The sequence below is a fragment of the Phaeodactylibacter xiamenensis genome (genome assembly GCF_000759025.1).
Lineage (GTDB): Bacteria > Bacteroidota > Bacteroidia > Chitinophagales > Saprospiraceae > Phaeodactylibacter > Phaeodactylibacter xiamenensis.
Genome location: NZ_JPOS01000004.1, coordinates 88,513 through 104,343, shown reverse-complemented (window position 1 = coordinate 104,343; position 15,831 = coordinate 88,513). Strand labels below are relative to the sequence as shown.

Genomic DNA, 15,831 nt, shown 5'->3' with positions numbered 1-15,831 from the left:
CTGTTTTGAGCGGATTTGAAATAAGGGTAAACTTCGATCTTGCGCCTTAAAGCACCGCGCCCACCCGCTCCAGCGCCATGACCAGCGCCAAACCAAAGGCGCCTCCGGAAATGAAGAGGTTCCACTCCCGTTGCCGGACCCGCATGAGTTGCAGGGCTACAGCGGAAAGCATCAGTACCACCGCCACAATCGCCAGCTGGCCCAGTTCAACGCCTATATTAAAAGCCAGTAGCTGGGTCACGAGCTGATCTTCCTGCCCGGGCATCAGGCTGGACCGCAAAAAATTGGAAAAGCCCATGCCGTGGATGAGTCCAAAGAGGGCGGCAAAACCGTAATTCACTTTCATAGTCCGGTCCCACACCCGGTTGCTGCCGGCTTTGCGGTGGGCAACGACGTTGTAGATGGCCGTCAGCGCGATGGTTACCGGAATCAGAAACTCTATCCAGGCAGCATTGACCGGAATAATCCCCAAAACCGCAAGGGCCAGCGTGATGGAGTGCCCAATGGTGAATGCCGTGGCTAGCAGAGCCACACTCTTCCACTCCCGGAGCTGGTAAATGGCACAAAGGGCTACGATAAACAGGATGTGGTCATAGCCTTCCAGGTCAGAAATATGGCTGAAACCCAGTTGGAGATAAGTCTGAAAAACAGATTGCATAGATTGGTGCGGTTAGTCTGATGCAAAAATAAAGCGCCGTCCCAGTTTATTCCCCGAAACGGCGCTCTTTATGATATTAATTTTGGGTAAAGACCCTTGGTGATATCGGCTTAGTAGCGGTAGTATTCCGGCTTGTACGGGCCTCCCACTTTCACGCCAATGTACTCCGCCTGATCTTCGCGCAGGGTTTCCAGCTCGGCACCGATTTTTTCCAGGTGCAGGCGAGCTACCTCTTCGTCGAGGTGCTTAGGCAGGGTGTAGACCTCGTTCTCATACTTGTCACCGTTGGTCCACAGCTCGATTTGGGCCAGTACCTGATTGGTGAAGGAGTTGGACATCACGAAGGAAGGGTGGCCGGTAGCGCAGCCCAGGTTGACCAGGCGGCCTTCTGCCAGCAGGATGATATCCTTGCCGTCGATGGTGTACTTGTCTACTTGTGGCTTGATCTCGGTCTTGGTGTGGCCGTGCTCACGGTTGAGGTAGGCAACATCAATCTCGTTATCAAAGTGGCCGATGTTACAAACGATGGCCTTGTCCTTCATCATCTTGAAGTGTTTCTCGCTGATGATGTCCTTGTTACCTGTTGCCGTCACAATGATATCGGCACGCGGAATGGCATTCTCCATGCGCTTCACTTCGAAGCCGTCCATGGCCGCCTGCAGGGCACAGATTGGGTCGATTTCGCTAACGATCACCCGGCAGCCAGCGCCACGGAGAGAGGCGGCGGTACCTTTGCCCACATCACCATAACCGGCAACAGCAGCTACCTTGCCCGCCATCATCACGTCGGTGGCACGGCGGATCGCATCCACTGCAGATTCCTTACAGCCGTACTTGTTGTCAAACTTGGACTTCGTTACGGAGTCGTTGACGTTGATCGCCGGCATAGGCAGAGTGCCTTTGCGCATGCGCTCGTACAAACGGTGTACGCCGGTAGTCGTTTCTTCGCTCAGGCCCTGAACGCCTTCAATCAACTCAGGATGCTTGTCCAAAACGGTGTTGGTCAGGTCGCCACCATCATCGAGGATCATATTCAGGGGCTGCCCGTCTTCAAATGCAAACAGCGTCTGCTCAATGCACCACCAGAATTCTTCGTCCGTTTGGCCTTTCCAGGCGTATACCGGGATACCGGCAGCCGCAATGGCAGCAGCAGCGTGGTCCTGTGTGGAGAAAATATTGCAGGAAGACCAGGTGACATCTGCACCCAGCTCAACCAATGTTTCGATCAGCACGGCCGTCTGAATCGTCATGTGAAGGCAGCCCGCAATACGAGCGCCTTTGAGTGGCTTGGATTCGCCGTACTTTTCGCGCAGGGCGATAAGGCCCGGCATTTCTGCTTCTGCCAGTTCAATCTCCTTACGGCCCCAGTCCGCCAGGTTGATATCCTTAACTTTGTATTTCAGCTTTTGATCTACTGATTGCATTAAAGAATTGGTTTTTAAAGTGAAAATAAATGCACGCAGGGAAGTAATCTCCGCTGCTATTTTGCCGCAAAAATACGGTATTTCCCGGCCTTATTCAATTTTGAGCGTCAGGCATTTGTAGAAACTGATGCTTTATCAGGCATCAGAGGCTAAAGCTTGATCCATTTGCCTTCTTTGGGCGGGGCTTCGTATTGTTCGAGTTTTTCGAATAATTCAGGCAGGCTCGATGCGGTCATCGTCAGTTGCCGGTGCACCGGTTTTAGAAAGCCCTCTGCCTCCATGTGGTCCAGTTGCTTCAGGAGCAAATCGAAGTAGCCATTGACATTGAGAAAGCAAACTGGGTGCTGCCCCTGCCCGACCTGCGCGAGGGTGAGCATTTCAAATACCTCATCCATGGTGCCGTAGCCGCCTGGCAAGACGATGACCGCATCTGACAATTGTGCCATTTTGATCTTTCGCTCGTGCATGCTGTCAACGACGTACAAATGGCTGAGCCCCTCATGGCAGACTTCCGCTTTGCGCAAAAAGAAAGGGATAACGCCAATGACCTCACCGCCGGCTTGCAAAGCGCCTTCCGCAACTTCGCCCATGAGGCCCACTTTGCCCGCACCATAAACCAGTCGGATGTCGCGCTGTGCCAGCTGTTGCCCTACTTCCCGTGCGGCCTCCGCGTAAAGCGGATGATTGCCTGTGTTTGCACCGCAAAAAACGAGTGCTGATTTCATACCTGGATTTTTATGAGAAAATAGATTGGTAAACCCAATACCCAAAAAACGCGATGAGTATTAAAAAGTTGGTCACCGGAACAATTGCTTAACGGTGTAGCCAAAGCCTTTCTCCAGGTTGGCAATAAGGAGCAAGTCGTTGATCAGGTGGCGTGTAGTGATCCGTTCCGGGGCGGACTGAGGCATAGGGGCAATTTTGGAATCAAAATAAGGCTTTTGCCCGAATTGCCGTAATCTTGCCATATCCTGCTTTTTTGAGCTCCATTTTAGGTTTTTTGCACCTAAACCAGCTATTTGCCGTTGCATATTGGACAACAAGACTTCCCCGACTTATGAAACGACTGCTCCTGTTCTTTTCAGTTCTTGCACTGAATATTAGTACCCTTGCAGGTCAAACCAGTACCGGCACCACGTTCTGGCTGGCTTACATGGAGAACCTTGACCTGATCTTCAACGACGATCCTGTCTTCGCCGTTGTTTTGCATGCGGATCAGGAAGCTACCGGCGAAATACAAATCCCGGTAACGGGCTTTTCCATCCCCTTTTCAGTTAGCGCGGGAGGTACCGAAGAAGTGGAGCTGCCGCCTGCCCTCTACTATATTCAGGGCTCGGATATCACGGGCAATACCGGTATTCGAGTTGTCTCAGATGTACCGGTACGGGCTACGGGCGTCCACTACCGGGCCTACTTTTCAGAAGCCACGCACCTGCTGCCGGAACCGGAGCTGGGCACGGAGTACTTTCCCATCTGTTATGCCGATGATGTGGGCAATGATCCCTCCTCATTTGTGGTGCTTAGCACCGAGGATGGAACGGAAATCGAGATTACGCCCGCTGTCCTGACCCTGGGGCTCCGCCCACCCGGTGTGCCCTTCACGATTACGCTCAATGCCGGACAGATTTACCAGGTGCAGGCGGTGGGAGACCTGACTGGTAGCAGAGTGCAAAGTGTCTCTGGTCAGCCAATAGCGGTCTTTTCCGGTGCCAAACAGGCAGACATCATTGATTGCGGGCAACCAGCAGATAGCCACGTTTATGATCAGGCTGTACCGGTAGATAAATGGGGGACGCTGTACTACCATACGCCCTTCCAAAATCAGGGCATACAAGTCATCCGGGTGCTTGCTTCCGAAGATAATACAGAGGTGTTTGTGGACTGCAATCAGGTAGCAACGCTCGATCAGGGTGAGTACTACACCGTTTATGATGAATCCTACCTGAGTGGGCGGGTGATTTCTGCCAGCCGCCCGATAGCTGTAGCCCAATTTAATACGAACGGGGGTTGTTCATCACCGGGATCGGGGCTGGGCGACCCTAATATGCTTTGGCTCTGGCCCGCTGATTACAAAACCCGTGAAGTCCGCTTCAAAAGCCTGGACCGTTTCAATGAGCTAATTGGTGATGCCTCCTTCACCCAGCATAGCGTGAATATTGTGGCCAATGCGGACGAGGTGGATAATATTCTGCTGGATGGCGCTCCACTGCCTGCTGGGGTGTGGATGGGCTATCTTGGCGACCCCAACAAGGTATACCGCAAAATTAGTTTAGGCCCGGGGGAACATACACTTAGTAGTCCTGAGCTTTTTCAGGCCTATGTGTATGGCAGAGGTTTTGCCGATGCCTATACCTACTTTGCCGGGTACACCGAGGTGGAGGAAGAGGAATATGCTTGCCTTGACATTCAGGTGGAAGGGGTATTATGTGTAGACTCTACCTTACAGTGGAGTTATCAAACCAGCCTGAATGTCACTGATGTCAACTGGGATTTTGGAGATGGGCAAACCTCAGCTGAGAATAACCCTGCTATGAGTTATGGAGATATTGGCACCTCTACCGTTGTGCTCACACTGACCACCAGCACCGGCACTTTCACGGATACGCTGGAGGTGGCCATTCAGCTTTGTGAAGAGGACCCCTGTCCGGATGATCTAAGCCTAAGCATACAGGCTCCTATTGAGATTTGTGCCAACAGCCCGGCGCAGTTGGGTATCGATTTTGAAGGGCAGGCGGTGAGTGCAACCTGGGATTTAGGCGGGATTGGGCAGACCAGCGGGCTGAATCCGCAGGTGAACTTTAATGAATCCGGAACGTACACCATCACAGTCACCGTGCGGGACGAGCTCAATTGCGAATATACGGCTACCGCTACACTCGAGGTGCTCGATTGCGGTGGCTGCGGGCCTGAGCTGGTGGATTTGGAATTTGAAGGCTTTGCCTGTGTGGATTCCGTCCTGGTCTTTCCACTCACAGAATTCTTAATCAATGACCCACCCCTGGAGATCACCTGGACGGTAGACGGGCAGACCTTTGAAAACCTAAGTGCATTGGAGTACGCCTTTCCGGTTCCCGGTAACTATACGGTAACCTTTCAAGCTATCAGCCTGCAGGGCTGCTCTTACATCGGGCAAAATGAGGTACAGATTCAGGATTGCAGTGATAACCCCTGCATTGGGCAGCCTCCCATTGCCATCATTCCGCCGGACCAGTATTGTTTACAGCAACCTCTGACCTTTACGGCTCAGACTTCTGCTGATTTGGTCACTTACTCCTGGAGTGCGAACAACGGCGCGACAAGTGATCAGCCTGCCTTCACCGTAACTTTTGATGAGGACGGCGTAGGCACCGTTTTTCTGGAAGCAACAGATGTGAATGGCTGCATTTACTCCATTGCCATTGAGGATGACCTGGTGGACTGCGGGGACGATCCTTGCGAGGGGCTCCCGGAATTGCAACTGAATGTGACCGGTCCGCTATGCCTGGATTCCACCCTGGTATTTAGTGCCAGTGGCGCCAATTTGGTCACCTACGACTGGGCTTTTTCCAATCTGACCTCCAGCACAGCAGCTAGTCCGGAAAACGTCTTTCAGGAAACCGGGCTGTTCACGGCTGCACTAACTGCCGTGGATGCCAATGGCTGTACCCGGACTGGGAGCCTCTCTTTTGAAATTGAAATATGCGAAGAACTTGACCCCTGTCTGGATAATCCGGAACTCGTCATTGAAGGAGACAGCGTGGTTTGCCTCGGAGATGTTGCAATCTTCTCCGCTTCCGGGCCGGACAGTATCGTCATTTACGACTGGAATCTGGATGTGGGTGGAAGCGCTGATGAGCCCATGCCATCGGCGACCTTCGAAGAGAATGGGATTTACAGTGTGGTGCTGCTGGCCGTTGATGAAGCAGGCTGCACGTACAGCGACAACTTCAGCTTTGAGGTCCGCTTTTGTGAGCCGGATGGTGGTTGTGCCTATGCCTTGCCTAATGCCTTCTCACCAAATGGAGACGGCACCAACGATACCTTTGAGCTGCTCCGCAATTGCCCGGCCACCAGCTTTGAACTCCGGGTATTCAATCGCTGGGGCGGTATTGTTTTCGAAACGGATGACCCGGAAACCGGCTGGGATGGCCGCTTCAACGGGCAGGATGCACCGATTGAAGTCTACTTCTACCAGTGTTTCGTGGAAACGCCCAATGGTGAAGTGGTAGAGCTCAACGGTGATGTGACTTTGTTGCGTTAGTGCTCTGTCAATATCAAATTAACGGGTAATCTGTGGCGCCTTTTTGTCCAGCTCTGCGTCGCCTCCTCGCCTTGATAGCTTTGGCTATCAGGCTCCGGGTGCTTCTTGGTCTGAACAAAAATTCGCAGACACCTTATCCGTCATTTAATCATTGACAGAGCACTAGGATTCTTCCGGGATCAGCTGCTGATAGTGCTCAAACCGCTCGAAAATCTGATCGACATAGGTGACCGGCTCAATGCCCCGAACGTAGCCATAGTCCACCACCGGGTCATTGTAATACTTGGGATAGGACAGGCGCTTGACAAACACCTCGACCTGTTCATCCCAGACGCCTGGGTCTTTGCCGTACTTCTCCGCCAAATCCTGAGCGTCCACGACATGCTGATAGCCACAATTATAGGAGGCCAGGGCGAACTTCACCCGCTGTACGCTGTCAGGTATGCTCTCCCAGCGGTTGTAGAGTTCCTCAAGGTAGACCGTACCCGCCTCAAGGTTATCCTCAGGGTTCGTTCTGTCTGAGACGCCCAGCTCCCGCGCAGTGGCAGGCATCAGTTGCATCAATCCTTTGGCTTTGGCCCAGGATGTAGCCGATGGATTAAACTGGGATTCCTGATAAATCAGGGCGCTTAGAAAGCGCCAGTCCCAATTGATAGAGTCCGCAAATTGTTTGACGATGCTGTCGTACCGGCTGATTTTCCCGCCCGCTTCGCTAAAAAAATCGCTTTCGATGCGGGCCCGGAATGCACGCTCATTCTCAAAGTACTTATTGTAGATCACATAGTAATCGGTCTTCTGCCGCATTTCTTCAATCCAGGTGTTGAGGGCTTGGCGCAAATTTGGGGCGTTTTTGCGTACTGCCCAGGCCGCACGTTGCGAAAAGCTGATCGGCGTGGAAACGTCAAGGATAGGGTAGTAGGCACTGTTGATCTCTGCAATATTATCATCGGCAACGGTGTAATCCAACTCGCCTTCCACGACTTTCTTGATGATCCTGCCCGTAGATAAATCCCCGGATACGGTGTCGATGTAGATATCACCGCCAATTTCCTGCTCCAGGTTTTTCAGCCGGTCGTGGTAAGCAGAGGCCAGCCGGACGGAAACCGTATCTTCAATCAGCTCAATAGGGTCAGAAACCAGCGTCCGTTCTATTTCGTGGAGTTTCCAGTTACGCCAGTTCTCAGGCTTGCGCTGTACCAGCACTTGTTTGGTGAGGTAGAGGTAGTTGGTAAAGTCAATGTATTGCTTTCGGGGTTTGGTGATGGTCAGCCCGTGGGCGATGAGGTCCCCTTCCCCCCGGTTGAGCATATTAATAAGTTCGTCCAGGTCATGAGCGGGCACAATTTCCAGGCGTACGCCGAGGTGGTCCGCCAGTCTGGTCAGCAGCTCGTATTCAAAACCCATCGGCTGCCCCCGGTAGAGGAAATAGCTGGTTTCGCTGTAGACCGTAATAGCTCTAAGTACGCCAGACTCCTGTATGTTTTCCAGGTCCCGGTCTACCATCGGAAATGCAGCGTCGGGGTTCACTGCCTGCACTTGCTCTTCGGGTGAACAGGTGGCGAAAAGTAAGCAGAGAAATAGTGTTGCAAATATAAGTCTTTGCATGCCAGGGTTTTGTAGTAAAACGGGCTGGGCACTGCAAAGGTTTAAATTACAAGGTCTTCACAAAGCGCATCGCGGCTGCCTGATTGGTCGCCAGCGGGATATTATGTACATCGCAAAGGCGCATGAGCATATTGACATCCACTTCATGCGGGTGCTTGCCGAGCGGGTCCCGGAAAAAGATGACCATGTCCACCTTGCCTTCCACCAGGCGGCTGGCAATCTGCGCGTCACCGCCCATGGGGCCGCTTTCCATGCGCTTCACTTCCAGACCGGCGCGTTCGAGGTGAGAACCGGTGGTGCCGGTGGCGATAAGGTCTATATTCTTTTGCTGGAACAGCGGTGCGTGGTCTTTGATAAAAGCCACCATTTCCGCTTTTTTGCCATCGTGGGCGATAATTGCGATTGTCATACTCATGAAAGCCAGAGGTTACTTCAGTATTCAGGCATTTGGGATATCCCTGCTCTGAATCATTTGTGATTAATGTGTCCCCGCGAAAACAACTAAGTTATGTTCCCGTTGTTCTTTGGTTGCTGCGAAAGTCTTACTTTCGTGCACGAATTTTGACAATTCTAAACTTAAAACCAAGTAAAATGAAGAAACTGTTAAGCTCACTTGTCGCTTTGGCACTCATTGCCCTGATGGTGCCGCAGGTAAATGCACAAATCCAAACGCCTGCTCCCAGCCCTTCGGCAGAAATCGAGCAAATGGTTGGATTGACGGATATTCAGATCAACTATTCCCGTCCGGGTGTGAAGGGGCGTACTGTTTTCGGGGAAGACGGCCTGGTACCTTACGGCAAAGTCTGGCGCTTCGGTGCAAACGCAGCGACTAAATTTGCTTTTGATAAGGACGTGGTAGTTGGCGGCCAGGAAATGGAAGCGGGCGAATACGCAGTACTCTGCAAGCCAATGGCTAAGGAGTGGATGCTGATGTTTTATCCATACGAGTCTGGAAGCTGGGGCAGCTATGTAGACAAAGACCCTGCTGCAACAGTCTCTGTGAAGCCGGAGAAAAGCCCGGTAATGGTCGAGCAAATGCGTTTTACGGTGGATAACATCACTATGACTGGTGCAGATATCGTTTTCGCATGGGACAAGACTATGGTGAAAATCCCTGTGGAAGTACACACCGAAAAGCAGGTGCAGGCCTCAATTGACGGCGTAATGGCAGGCCCTACGCCAAACGATTACTACGCTGCTGCTTCTTACTACCACGATATGGGCAAAGACCTGGACAAAGCGCTGGAGTGGATTACCATCGCTACCGATGTAGACAGCCCACGTTTCTGGCAGGTACGCCGCAAGGCACTCATCCTGGCGGATATGGGTAAGAAAGCAGATGCGATCGAAGCTGCTAAAATGTCGATGAAGCTGGCTGAACAGGCAGGCAACGACGATTATGTGCGCATGAATAAGGCGTCTATCGAGGAGTGGAGCAAGTAATTTTGCATCTATTGTAAGCTTAAGCGGGGCGGTTTTCCAGTTGGGAAGGCCGCCCCGTTTTTGTATATTGAGACTAAGTGGCTGCGTGAACGGATTAATTCATAAATCCGTTATCTTTGATAATTGAAAAATGGCTTAGAATGAATTTACAGGCAGAAAAATTACAGCTTATCGAATGGTTGGCACGACTACAAGACGCTGAGGTCGTACAGCACTTACTTCGGGTAAAAGAAGACAATGAAGCAAGTGCTTATGAAGCTGCGCTCAAGCCAATGACAAAAAAAGAACTGGTAGCACGAGCAGAGGAGTCTAATCAAGCTATTGCAAAGGGGGAGCATGTCGACATAGATGATGCGCTTGCGGAGTTGGGAGACTGATTATGAAAGTAAGGATCACAAAGCCAGCTCAGCGCCGGCTTAGCCAAATTGACGATTACTACAAAAAGAAAGGCAACCGGTCTCACTTCGCAAAGCTGAAGCAGGAAATTAGCCGGAAGTCTGCTTTGTTAAGCCAAAATCCTGAGCTTGGTCAGGAAGAAGATTACCTGAAGGAATTGGGGCAGGGGCATCGATACATTATTGTAGCAAAGCTTTACAAATTAATTTACCTGGTTTCAGCACCTTTCATTTTTGTTACGGACATCTTTGATACGCGCCAGAATCCAGATGATATGCGGCCCTGACCCTTATCTCACTGAGCTGCCAGTCAGGCAACAAAGCACCTTGTTTGGTATTTCCTATGCTTATCTGCTACGCAAGAGACATAAAGACTAAAGATAGGATACAGGAGTATCAGACCAGAATTCACAATCTCACATCCGGGCCTTTCATATTTAAACCCTTACCACACCCAAGCGTCTAAGCCATAAAAAAAGCCTATGCGCCTGATTTATACCTTTTTCCTGCTCAGCTTGCTAAATGCAGCTTCAGCCCAATCGCTCTATTTCCCACCTACAGAGGGCGATGAATGGGCAACCCTCCAATCCGACAGCCTCAACTGGTGCCCGGAGAAAGTCGACAGCCTGCTGGCCTTCGTGGAAAGCCGGGATACAAAAGCCTTCATCATACTCAAGGACGGAAAAATCGTGCTGGAACGGTATTTTGGTACTTTTCAGCAGGACTCTATATGGTACTGGGCCTCCGCCGGCAAAAGCCTGATGGCAGCCGTCATCGGGCTGGCTCAGGAAGATGGCTATTTGGATATCAATGATCCGGTTTCGGACTATATGGGAATAGGCTGGACGGAATGCCCGCCGGAGAAGGAAGCCCTTATCACCATCCGCAACCAAATCACAATGACCACCGGGCTGGACGATGCCGTGGAGAATGACACCACCAACAGCTGCTTCGAGCCTGCCTGCTTTCAGTACCTGGTGGATGCAGGCACGCGCTGGGCTTACCATAACTCCCCCTACCACTATACCCAGGAATTGGTGGAAGCCGCCACTGGCGTTAACCTCACCCTTTACACCCGCCTGCGCCTGGGCAACGCGATCGGCATGAAGGGGGGCTGGTTTGGCAATGTCTACTACAGCAAGGCGCGGGATATGGCGCGCTTTGGCTTGTTGATGTTGGCAGAGGGGCAATGGGGTGGCACACCGGTCATGACCGATACGGCCTATTTCAACGCTATGATTACCCCTTCTCAGAGCCTCAACCAAAGCTACGGGTACCTTTGGTGGCTCAACGGGCAGCCTTCATTTATGCTGCCGGCTACTCAACTGGTGCTGAATGGTCCAATGATACCCGAAGCACCAGCCGATATGTATGCCGCATTGGGCAAAAACGACCAGAAAATCTACGTGGTCCCCAGCGAAAGGCTGGTCGTTGTGCGGCAGGGCAATAACGCAGGCCCGGTAGCCGCCGCCGCTTCTTCCTTCGACAATCAGCTGTGGGCCCGGTTGTCGGAAATGGAGTGCCTGACTGCTGCCGCTGAAGTTGAGCCCCGGCCCGACTGGACCATTGCCCCCAACCCAACGACGGATGAAATTAGGGTGAGCGGCAAAGCGGATATTGCTCATTTAGAGCTATTGAACAGCAGTGGGGTAGTGGTCCGCAACGTAGCGGATCAGCGCATGGACGTAGCCGGTCTTGTGCCCGGCATCTACTTCCTCCGGATATGGACAACGAAAGGGTTGTCAGGTACGGAGCGAATTGTCATCCACTAAAACATCATCGGGTCCGGGTGCCGGAAAGTGTACGTCAATAGTGTTTTAGCCCGCTCATTGCTGATGATTTTGTACGCCAATTCCTTATTCCCTTTGAAGGTGGGCGGCTCCAGCCCTTCTTTTTCCGCCTGAGCGGTGTAGAAAGCGGCTCTTGTTGGATGCTCATCGGCTACCACGTTGAGAGTGTGCCCGAAGGCTTCCTGCTCAATCAGCGACGCTATAAGCTTGATGCAGTCGTCCAGGTGCACCAGGTTGACGGGAGCTTCTCCGTTGGGGCTGTCCTTTTTGCCTGCCAGGAAACGGCCGGGCTTGCGGCTGCCGCCTACCAGCCCACCCATCCTTAAGACGGTAGACCGGGGCGCGCGCAGTAATTGTAAATACCGTTCGATCACCACCAGGGCCCGGCCGGAAGCTGTGGACGGGTTCAGGGCTGCGCTTTCGTCCAGGGTGGTATTGTCATTACCATATACGCCCGTGGAACTAACGAAAATCAGCTCCGGCACTTCCATCCGCATAGCCATTTCCACAATAGCTTTGACCTTCCGGGGGTACGTTTCTTCCACATCGGGGTCGCGCCGCCCACCGGGAGGGATGTTTACAAAAAGCAGATCGGTCTGGAAGAAGTCGCGCAGGTTGTCGCCTTCCAGTTGGTCGCCGGCTTTGATCAGAAAGGGGGTAATGCCGGCTTCGGTCAGTGTGCGTAGCTTGTCGCTTGTGGTGGTGGAGCCTTTTACGGTGTAGCCCGCCTGCGCCAGGGTTTGGCCGAGCGGGAGCCCCAGCCAGCCGCAACCTAAAATGGAAATGGTCTGGATCAAAGTTTATCGATGTTTTGGCTATGCAACAATTTCAAACCTGAAAAGCTTATTATTCTATTCAAAACTTTCCCGAAAATGGACCACTACCAACCCATCAGCTGTGATTTTTACGACGAATTGGAAGCCCGCGCCACGCTTCGGCGTTCCTGCCCTATTGAATTTCGGGATGCTTCCGGTCAGGTTCAAACCACAGAGGCTGTGATCAAAGACCTCTACATCCGCAGCAAGGTGGAGTATATGCTGCTCAGCACCGGTTTGGACATCCGCCTCGACCACTTGATTTCGGTGGATGGGAAGCCGCTGCCTAAGGCTTGTTAGTAGTCACTGCGATAAATATAATATTTTTCCATACTTTTGGTTGAAACACTGCTTTGAGTAAGTTCCCGGTGTGCTGGTTCAGGAGAATTTATCAGCTTCCTGCTGTGTTTTCTGACAACATTGCTTATCTTACGCACGATAAATTGAGAGCATCTCTGTAAGCGCTCTTAATCTCCTTTAACTTTTCAAATTCCACAGGTAATGAAAATTACATTACAGCAGTGGTGCAAAAGTGTTGTTTACACACACACACAATGGCTTAAGCCTCAGTTAATGGGCATCATTCTGGCCAGCTTTGTTTTGACGAATGCTAGAGCCCAAAGTTCTCCATCCTTCATAGATTATTCTGATTATTTCAGCTACTCAACAACGGTGGTACAGTCTTTGAACACGAATAGTGTTTGTGATGGTTATCGCAAGGATATCTATGAGCTTGAGCCGGAAGAAAGGGCAGAGTTAGCCGGTCTTATCATTGATTACCTGTAACTATTTAGGTCAATTTGCAAAATAGCGAAAAAATAGCGAACTAGCACAGGTGAACAAGGACGAGATCATAGCGCAACAAGCTGAGCAAATAGCAAAGCTGGAATCACTGCTGGAAGCAGCGCTGGCTCGTATTGCAGAGCTGGAAGCACAGCTGAAAGCCAACAGCCGGACTTCGTCGCGGCCTCCGAGCAGCGATGGGCTGAAGAAGGCCCCTGCTTTCCCGCGCAAGAAAGGCGGCAAGAAGGGAGGCCAGTCTGGGCATAAGGGGAAGACGCTTGAGATGGTCGCCCCGTCTGCAGCAGACCGCCTTGTTGTCCACCCGGTAGCTGAGCAAAAATGCAGCTGCGGCCAGAACCTGGAAAGCACTGTGCCAAGCATAAGCTTAGAGCGCCGCCAGGTTTTTGACCTCCCCCCGAAGCTTTTGCAAATAGAAGAGCACCGCCTGGAGGTCAAACATTGCCCTTGCTGTGGCGAGCAGCATACAGGCAGCTTCCCGTCCGGCGTGCCAGCCCCCGTACAATACGGCGACAGGGTACATGCCTTAGTCAGCCTGCTGAATGTGGAGCAAAGCATGCCCGTAGGGCGCATAGGGGAGCTCTTTGCCAGCCTGACAGGGTATGAGCTTAATGAGAATACAGTATCCACTTCCGTACAGCGCATGTACGGGAAGCTGGCCGATGATGAGGCGGTTATCAAAGAGCAGGCATTGTCCAGCCCCGTAGCGCATGCTGACGAAAGCGGTGCCCGGGTGGCAGGCAAACTGCACTGGGCACATAATTTTGTCTGTGGCCTGTTTACTTATCTGTTTGTGCATGAGAAAAGAGGCGCACAGGCGCTGCACAGCGACGAAAGCATAGCTCAAAACTATACAGGCACACTGGTGCACGACTGCTGGGCAAGCTATTTTGGCTTGGAAAACGCCCGCCATGCGCTTTGTGGGGCGCACTTGCTGCGCGAGCTTAGAGGCCTAGCTGAAAACCATGAGCGCCAGTGGGCTGACAAGATGCACAGTTTGTTAATGTACGCTTACGAATTTAGCAGTGGCGGGAGCTCAGTGCTGCCGGCTAAAAAATATAAAACGGTCCTGTCCCGCTACCGGCAAATCTTAAAAGAAGCCAGCCGTGAAGAGCCGCCGCCCGAACTCCGCCCAAAAGGCCGGGCGAAGAAAACAAAAGGGAGGAACCTGCTCGAAAGGCTGGAACGATACGAAGAAGAAGTACTGAGGTTCACGCGGGAGCACGAAGTGCCCTTCACTAATAACCTGGCCGAACGTGATATCCGCCCGTTAAAAACGAAGCTAAAAGTCAGTGGCTGCTTCCGTACCCTACAGGGTGCGCGGCACTATGCAAGGATCAAAAGCTTTTGCAGCACGGCAAAAAAGCACGGCTTGTCTGCCTATGAAGAGTTGCTCAACGCTTGGCGGGGCGAGTCGTTCCTTCGCAGCTACGCTGCCGCAGGAACCCACACCTAAATAGTTACGATTACCTTACATCGGAAGAGTGGTCCGGGTATGACCCCAATCACCCCGAAGTTACTCTTAGGCACCCTTCCTTAAAGTACGAAGTAGTAGCTGCGCATTCCGCCTACGGGGATCCCTCAGTCTCCATTACCTGGCATAGCGATACTGAGCTTTTCCTAAGCTGGCACCGGGACTATATCCGTGGGCTCGAAGATTACCTGCTTGAACAAGGCTACCACGACTACGTCCCGCTACCCAGTTGGAATCCCAATACATCAGTACCTGATGAGTTTTTGGCCGAGTCGGCTATGGTTTCTGAAGTCTATAATACGCCTTATCAATACGCTGCCGGAGGTACACAATTTGGGATGCCCGTTAACCAAATCCCGGCTAATACCTATGGTATGTATCAGGTGGATGACATGACCTGCTCGCAGTTCAGCGATATTGACGCCTTTGCCGGGTATATTCGTGCGAATAATGATGATTATGCAAGTCATAATATAGTGCATGGAGCGCTGGGAGGTGCTATGGTTCATAGTCAAACAGCTTCCGCTGCTGCTATTTTCTGGCTATTCCATGCTTACATAGATGAGCTGTATTATTGTTATCAAGACCTGTGTGAGGGCTGTGGCCATATTTCGGTTGCTGAAGAGGCTCAGCAAAGCGAATTTACAGCTTGTCTTGATTTTAGTGGTACAGGCGACTTCAGTAATCTTAGTGTGATCAATGTAGAAGACCAATTGGGCAATACCGTTAGCCTTCCATTTGATGCCAATGGGTGTATTGATGAAGCCTGGCGGCTCAATAACCTGGAAGGAGGAGATGTTTTTACCCTATTGGTTAGTGCTGAAAATGAATGTAGTTTTGATGCAAAGCTAGTAAGTCTTTCCATTCCTCACCATTACACAGACCCCGCATTGGGATATCGAATACTCTGTGACTATGATATCGAAGTATGGCCTAATCCGGTTGGTGGTTTCAGCCCTGTGGAAATAGAAATACAAAGTGATAGCGGTACAGGGAAGACGCTGGAAATACGACATGTAGATTTAGCTAAAAATATGACCACTGTATTATGGTCACCGGGTACGCTGGCTGGCGGTCAAACAGTGCAACTGACGGTTAGTACCTCTGGCTGGAGCACTGGAAACCATGCTATTCAGTTTTTTCTGGACGGAGAGCTTTACACCAGAGTGATCTCTAAGTTTTAAAA

General features: G+C 51.6%; 16 protein-coding genes. 9 read left to right on the top strand and 7 right to left on the bottom strand.

Translation table 11 applies throughout. The features are described 5' to 3' along the window. Positions 1 to 46: 46 nt before the first annotated feature. The 4 genes from IX84_RS02000 to IX84_RS33210 form a co-directional block, all read right to left on the bottom strand. Positions 47 to 658, bottom strand: a complete 612-nt coding sequence (locus tag IX84_RS02000) for a HupE/UreJ family protein (protein ID WP_044216128.1) — start codon at positions 656 to 658, stop codon at positions 47 to 49. 110 nt (positions 659 to 768) lie between these two features. Beyond that, on the bottom strand, positions 769 to 2,082 hold the full coding sequence (gene ahcY / locus IX84_RS01995) for an adenosylhomocysteinase (RefSeq protein ID WP_044216127.1): 1,314 nt from the start codon (positions 2,080 to 2,082) through the stop codon (positions 769 to 771). 149 nt (positions 2,083 to 2,231) lie between these two features. Next, on the bottom strand, positions 2,232 to 2,807 hold the full coding sequence (locus IX84_RS01990) for an LOG family protein (RefSeq protein WP_044216125.1): 576 nt from the start codon (positions 2,805 to 2,807) through the stop codon (positions 2,232 to 2,234). A gap of 72 nt (positions 2,808 to 2,879) precedes the next feature. Then, positions 2,880 to 3,050, bottom strand: coding sequence for a hypothetical protein (locus tag IX84_RS33210; protein WP_160213619.1), 171 nt, complete (start codon positions 3,048 to 3,050; stop codon positions 2,880 to 2,882). 89 nt (positions 3,051 to 3,139) lie between these two features. On the opposite strand from IX84_RS33210, the gene IX84_RS01985 reads away from it, so the two are divergent. Further along, complete coding sequence (locus tag IX84_RS01985; RefSeq protein WP_044216124.1) at positions 3,140 to 6,322, top strand: T9SS C-terminal target domain-containing protein; 3,183 nt, start codon at positions 3,140 to 3,142, stop codon at positions 6,320 to 6,322. Positions 6,323 to 6,484: 162 nt separating this feature from the next. Here the strand turns inward: IX84_RS01985 and IX84_RS01980 are convergent, their stop codons facing one another. Together IX84_RS01980 and IX84_RS01975 are read right to left on the bottom strand one after the other, a co-directional pair. Continuing rightward, entirely contained in the window at positions 6,485 to 7,927 is a 1,443-nt protein-coding gene (locus IX84_RS01980; protein ID WP_044216122.1) for an MltF family protein, read from the bottom strand. A gap of 46 nt (positions 7,928 to 7,973) precedes the next feature. Next, a complete protein-coding gene (locus IX84_RS01975) occupies positions 7,974 to 8,336 on the bottom strand; it encodes a methylglyoxal synthase (protein ID WP_044216191.1) in 363 nt (120 codons plus the stop codon). Positions 8,337 to 8,518: 182 nt separating this feature from the next. Here IX84_RS01975 and IX84_RS01970 point away from each other — a divergent pair, with 182 nt between their 5' ends. From IX84_RS01970 to IX84_RS01955, 4 genes are all read left to right on the top strand, one after another. Continuing rightward, a complete protein-coding gene (locus IX84_RS01970; protein ID WP_044216121.1) occupies positions 8,519 to 9,370 on the top strand; it encodes a DUF2911 domain-containing protein in 852 nt (283 codons plus the stop codon). Positions 9,371 to 9,486: 116 nt separating this feature from the next. Then, the gene (locus IX84_RS01965) at positions 9,487 to 9,747 is read left to right on the top strand and encodes a hypothetical protein (protein ID WP_152604879.1); all 261 of its coding nucleotides are present in this window, start codon (positions 9,487 to 9,489) and stop codon (positions 9,745 to 9,747) included. A gap of 2 nt (positions 9,748 to 9,749) precedes the next feature. Next, positions 9,750 to 10,052, top strand: a complete 303-nt coding sequence (locus IX84_RS01960; RefSeq protein WP_044216119.1) for a type II toxin-antitoxin system RelE/ParE family toxin — start codon at positions 9,750 to 9,752, stop codon at positions 10,050 to 10,052. 195 nt (positions 10,053 to 10,247) lie between these two features. Continuing rightward, on the top strand, positions 10,248 to 11,537 hold the full coding sequence (locus IX84_RS01955; protein WP_044216118.1) for a serine hydrolase: 1,290 nt from the start codon (positions 10,248 to 10,250) through the stop codon (positions 11,535 to 11,537). Here IX84_RS01955 and IX84_RS01950 read toward each other — a convergent pair. Next, complete coding sequence (locus IX84_RS01950; protein WP_052515689.1) at positions 11,534 to 12,352, bottom strand: SDR family oxidoreductase; 819 nt, start codon at positions 12,350 to 12,352, stop codon at positions 11,534 to 11,536. The genes IX84_RS01955 and IX84_RS01950 overlap by 4 nt on opposite strands. Positions 12,353 to 12,427: 75 nt before the next feature. Between IX84_RS01950 and IX84_RS01945 the strand changes: the two genes are divergently transcribed. The 4 genes from IX84_RS01945 to IX84_RS01930 all read left to right on the top strand — a co-directional run bounded on the left by IX84_RS01945 (position 12,428) and on the right by IX84_RS01930 (position 15,829). Then, a complete protein-coding gene (locus tag IX84_RS01945; protein ID WP_044216187.1) occupies positions 12,428 to 12,670 on the top strand; it encodes a hypothetical protein in 243 nt (80 codons plus the stop codon). 201 nt (positions 12,671 to 12,871) lie between these two features. Beyond that, positions 12,872 to 13,156 (top strand): hypothetical protein, encoded by a 285-nt coding sequence (locus tag IX84_RS01940; RefSeq protein WP_044216116.1) that lies wholly within the window; start codon positions 12,872 to 12,874, stop codon positions 13,154 to 13,156. Between the two features lie 49 nt (positions 13,157 to 13,205). Continuing rightward, positions 13,206 to 14,627 carry an IS66 family transposase gene (tnpC, locus tag IX84_RS01935; RefSeq protein WP_052515688.1) on the top strand — a complete coding sequence of 474 codons (1,422 nt, stop codon included), beginning with the start codon at positions 13,206 to 13,208 and terminating at the stop codon, positions 14,625 to 14,627. Next, positions 14,573 to 15,829 carry a tyrosinase family protein gene (locus IX84_RS01930; protein WP_044216115.1) on the top strand — a complete coding sequence of 419 codons (1,257 nt, stop codon included), beginning with the start codon at positions 14,573 to 14,575 and terminating at the stop codon, positions 15,827 to 15,829. The genes tnpC and IX84_RS01930 overlap by 55 nt, the downstream gene beginning before the upstream one ends. The last annotated feature ends 2 nt before the right edge of the window (positions 15,830 to 15,831 follow it).

Excerpts from the sequence above, each read along its gene's own strand:
- IX84_RS02000 (WP_044216128.1), bottom strand. The coding sequence starts at position 658 with ATGCAATCTGTTTTTCAGACTTATCTCCAACTGGGTTTCAGCCATATT.
- ahcY (WP_044216127.1), bottom strand. The coding sequence starts at position 2,082 with ATGCAATCAGTAGATCAAAAGCTGAAATACAAAGTTAAGGATATCAAC.
- IX84_RS01990 (WP_044216125.1), bottom strand. The coding sequence starts at position 2,807 with ATGAAATCAGCACTCGTTTTTTGCGGTGCAAACACAGGCAATCATCCG.
- IX84_RS33210 (WP_160213619.1), bottom strand. The coding sequence starts at position 3,050 with ATGGCAAGATTACGGCAATTCGGGCAAAAGCCTTATTTTGATTCCAAA.
- IX84_RS01985 (WP_044216124.1), top strand. The coding sequence starts at position 3,140 with ATGAAACGACTGCTCCTGTTCTTTTCAGTTCTTGCACTGAATATTAGT.
- IX84_RS01980 (WP_044216122.1), bottom strand. The coding sequence starts at position 7,927 with ATGCAAAGACTTATATTTGCAACACTATTTCTCTGCTTACTTTTCGCC.
- IX84_RS01975 (WP_044216191.1), bottom strand. The coding sequence starts at position 8,336 with ATGACAATCGCAATTATCGCCCACGATGGCAAAAAAGCGGAAATGGTG.
- IX84_RS01970 (WP_044216121.1), top strand. The coding sequence starts at position 8,519 with ATGAAGAAACTGTTAAGCTCACTTGTCGCTTTGGCACTCATTGCCCTG.
- IX84_RS01960 (WP_044216119.1), top strand. The coding sequence starts at position 9,750 with ATGAAAGTAAGGATCACAAAGCCAGCTCAGCGCCGGCTTAGCCAAATT.
- IX84_RS01955 (WP_044216118.1), top strand. The coding sequence starts at position 10,248 with ATGCGCCTGATTTATACCTTTTTCCTGCTCAGCTTGCTAAATGCAGCT.
- IX84_RS01945 (WP_044216187.1), top strand. The coding sequence starts at position 12,428 with ATGGACCACTACCAACCCATCAGCTGTGATTTTTACGACGAATTGGAA.
- IX84_RS01940 (WP_044216116.1), top strand. The coding sequence starts at position 12,872 with ATGAAAATTACATTACAGCAGTGGTGCAAAAGTGTTGTTTACACACAC.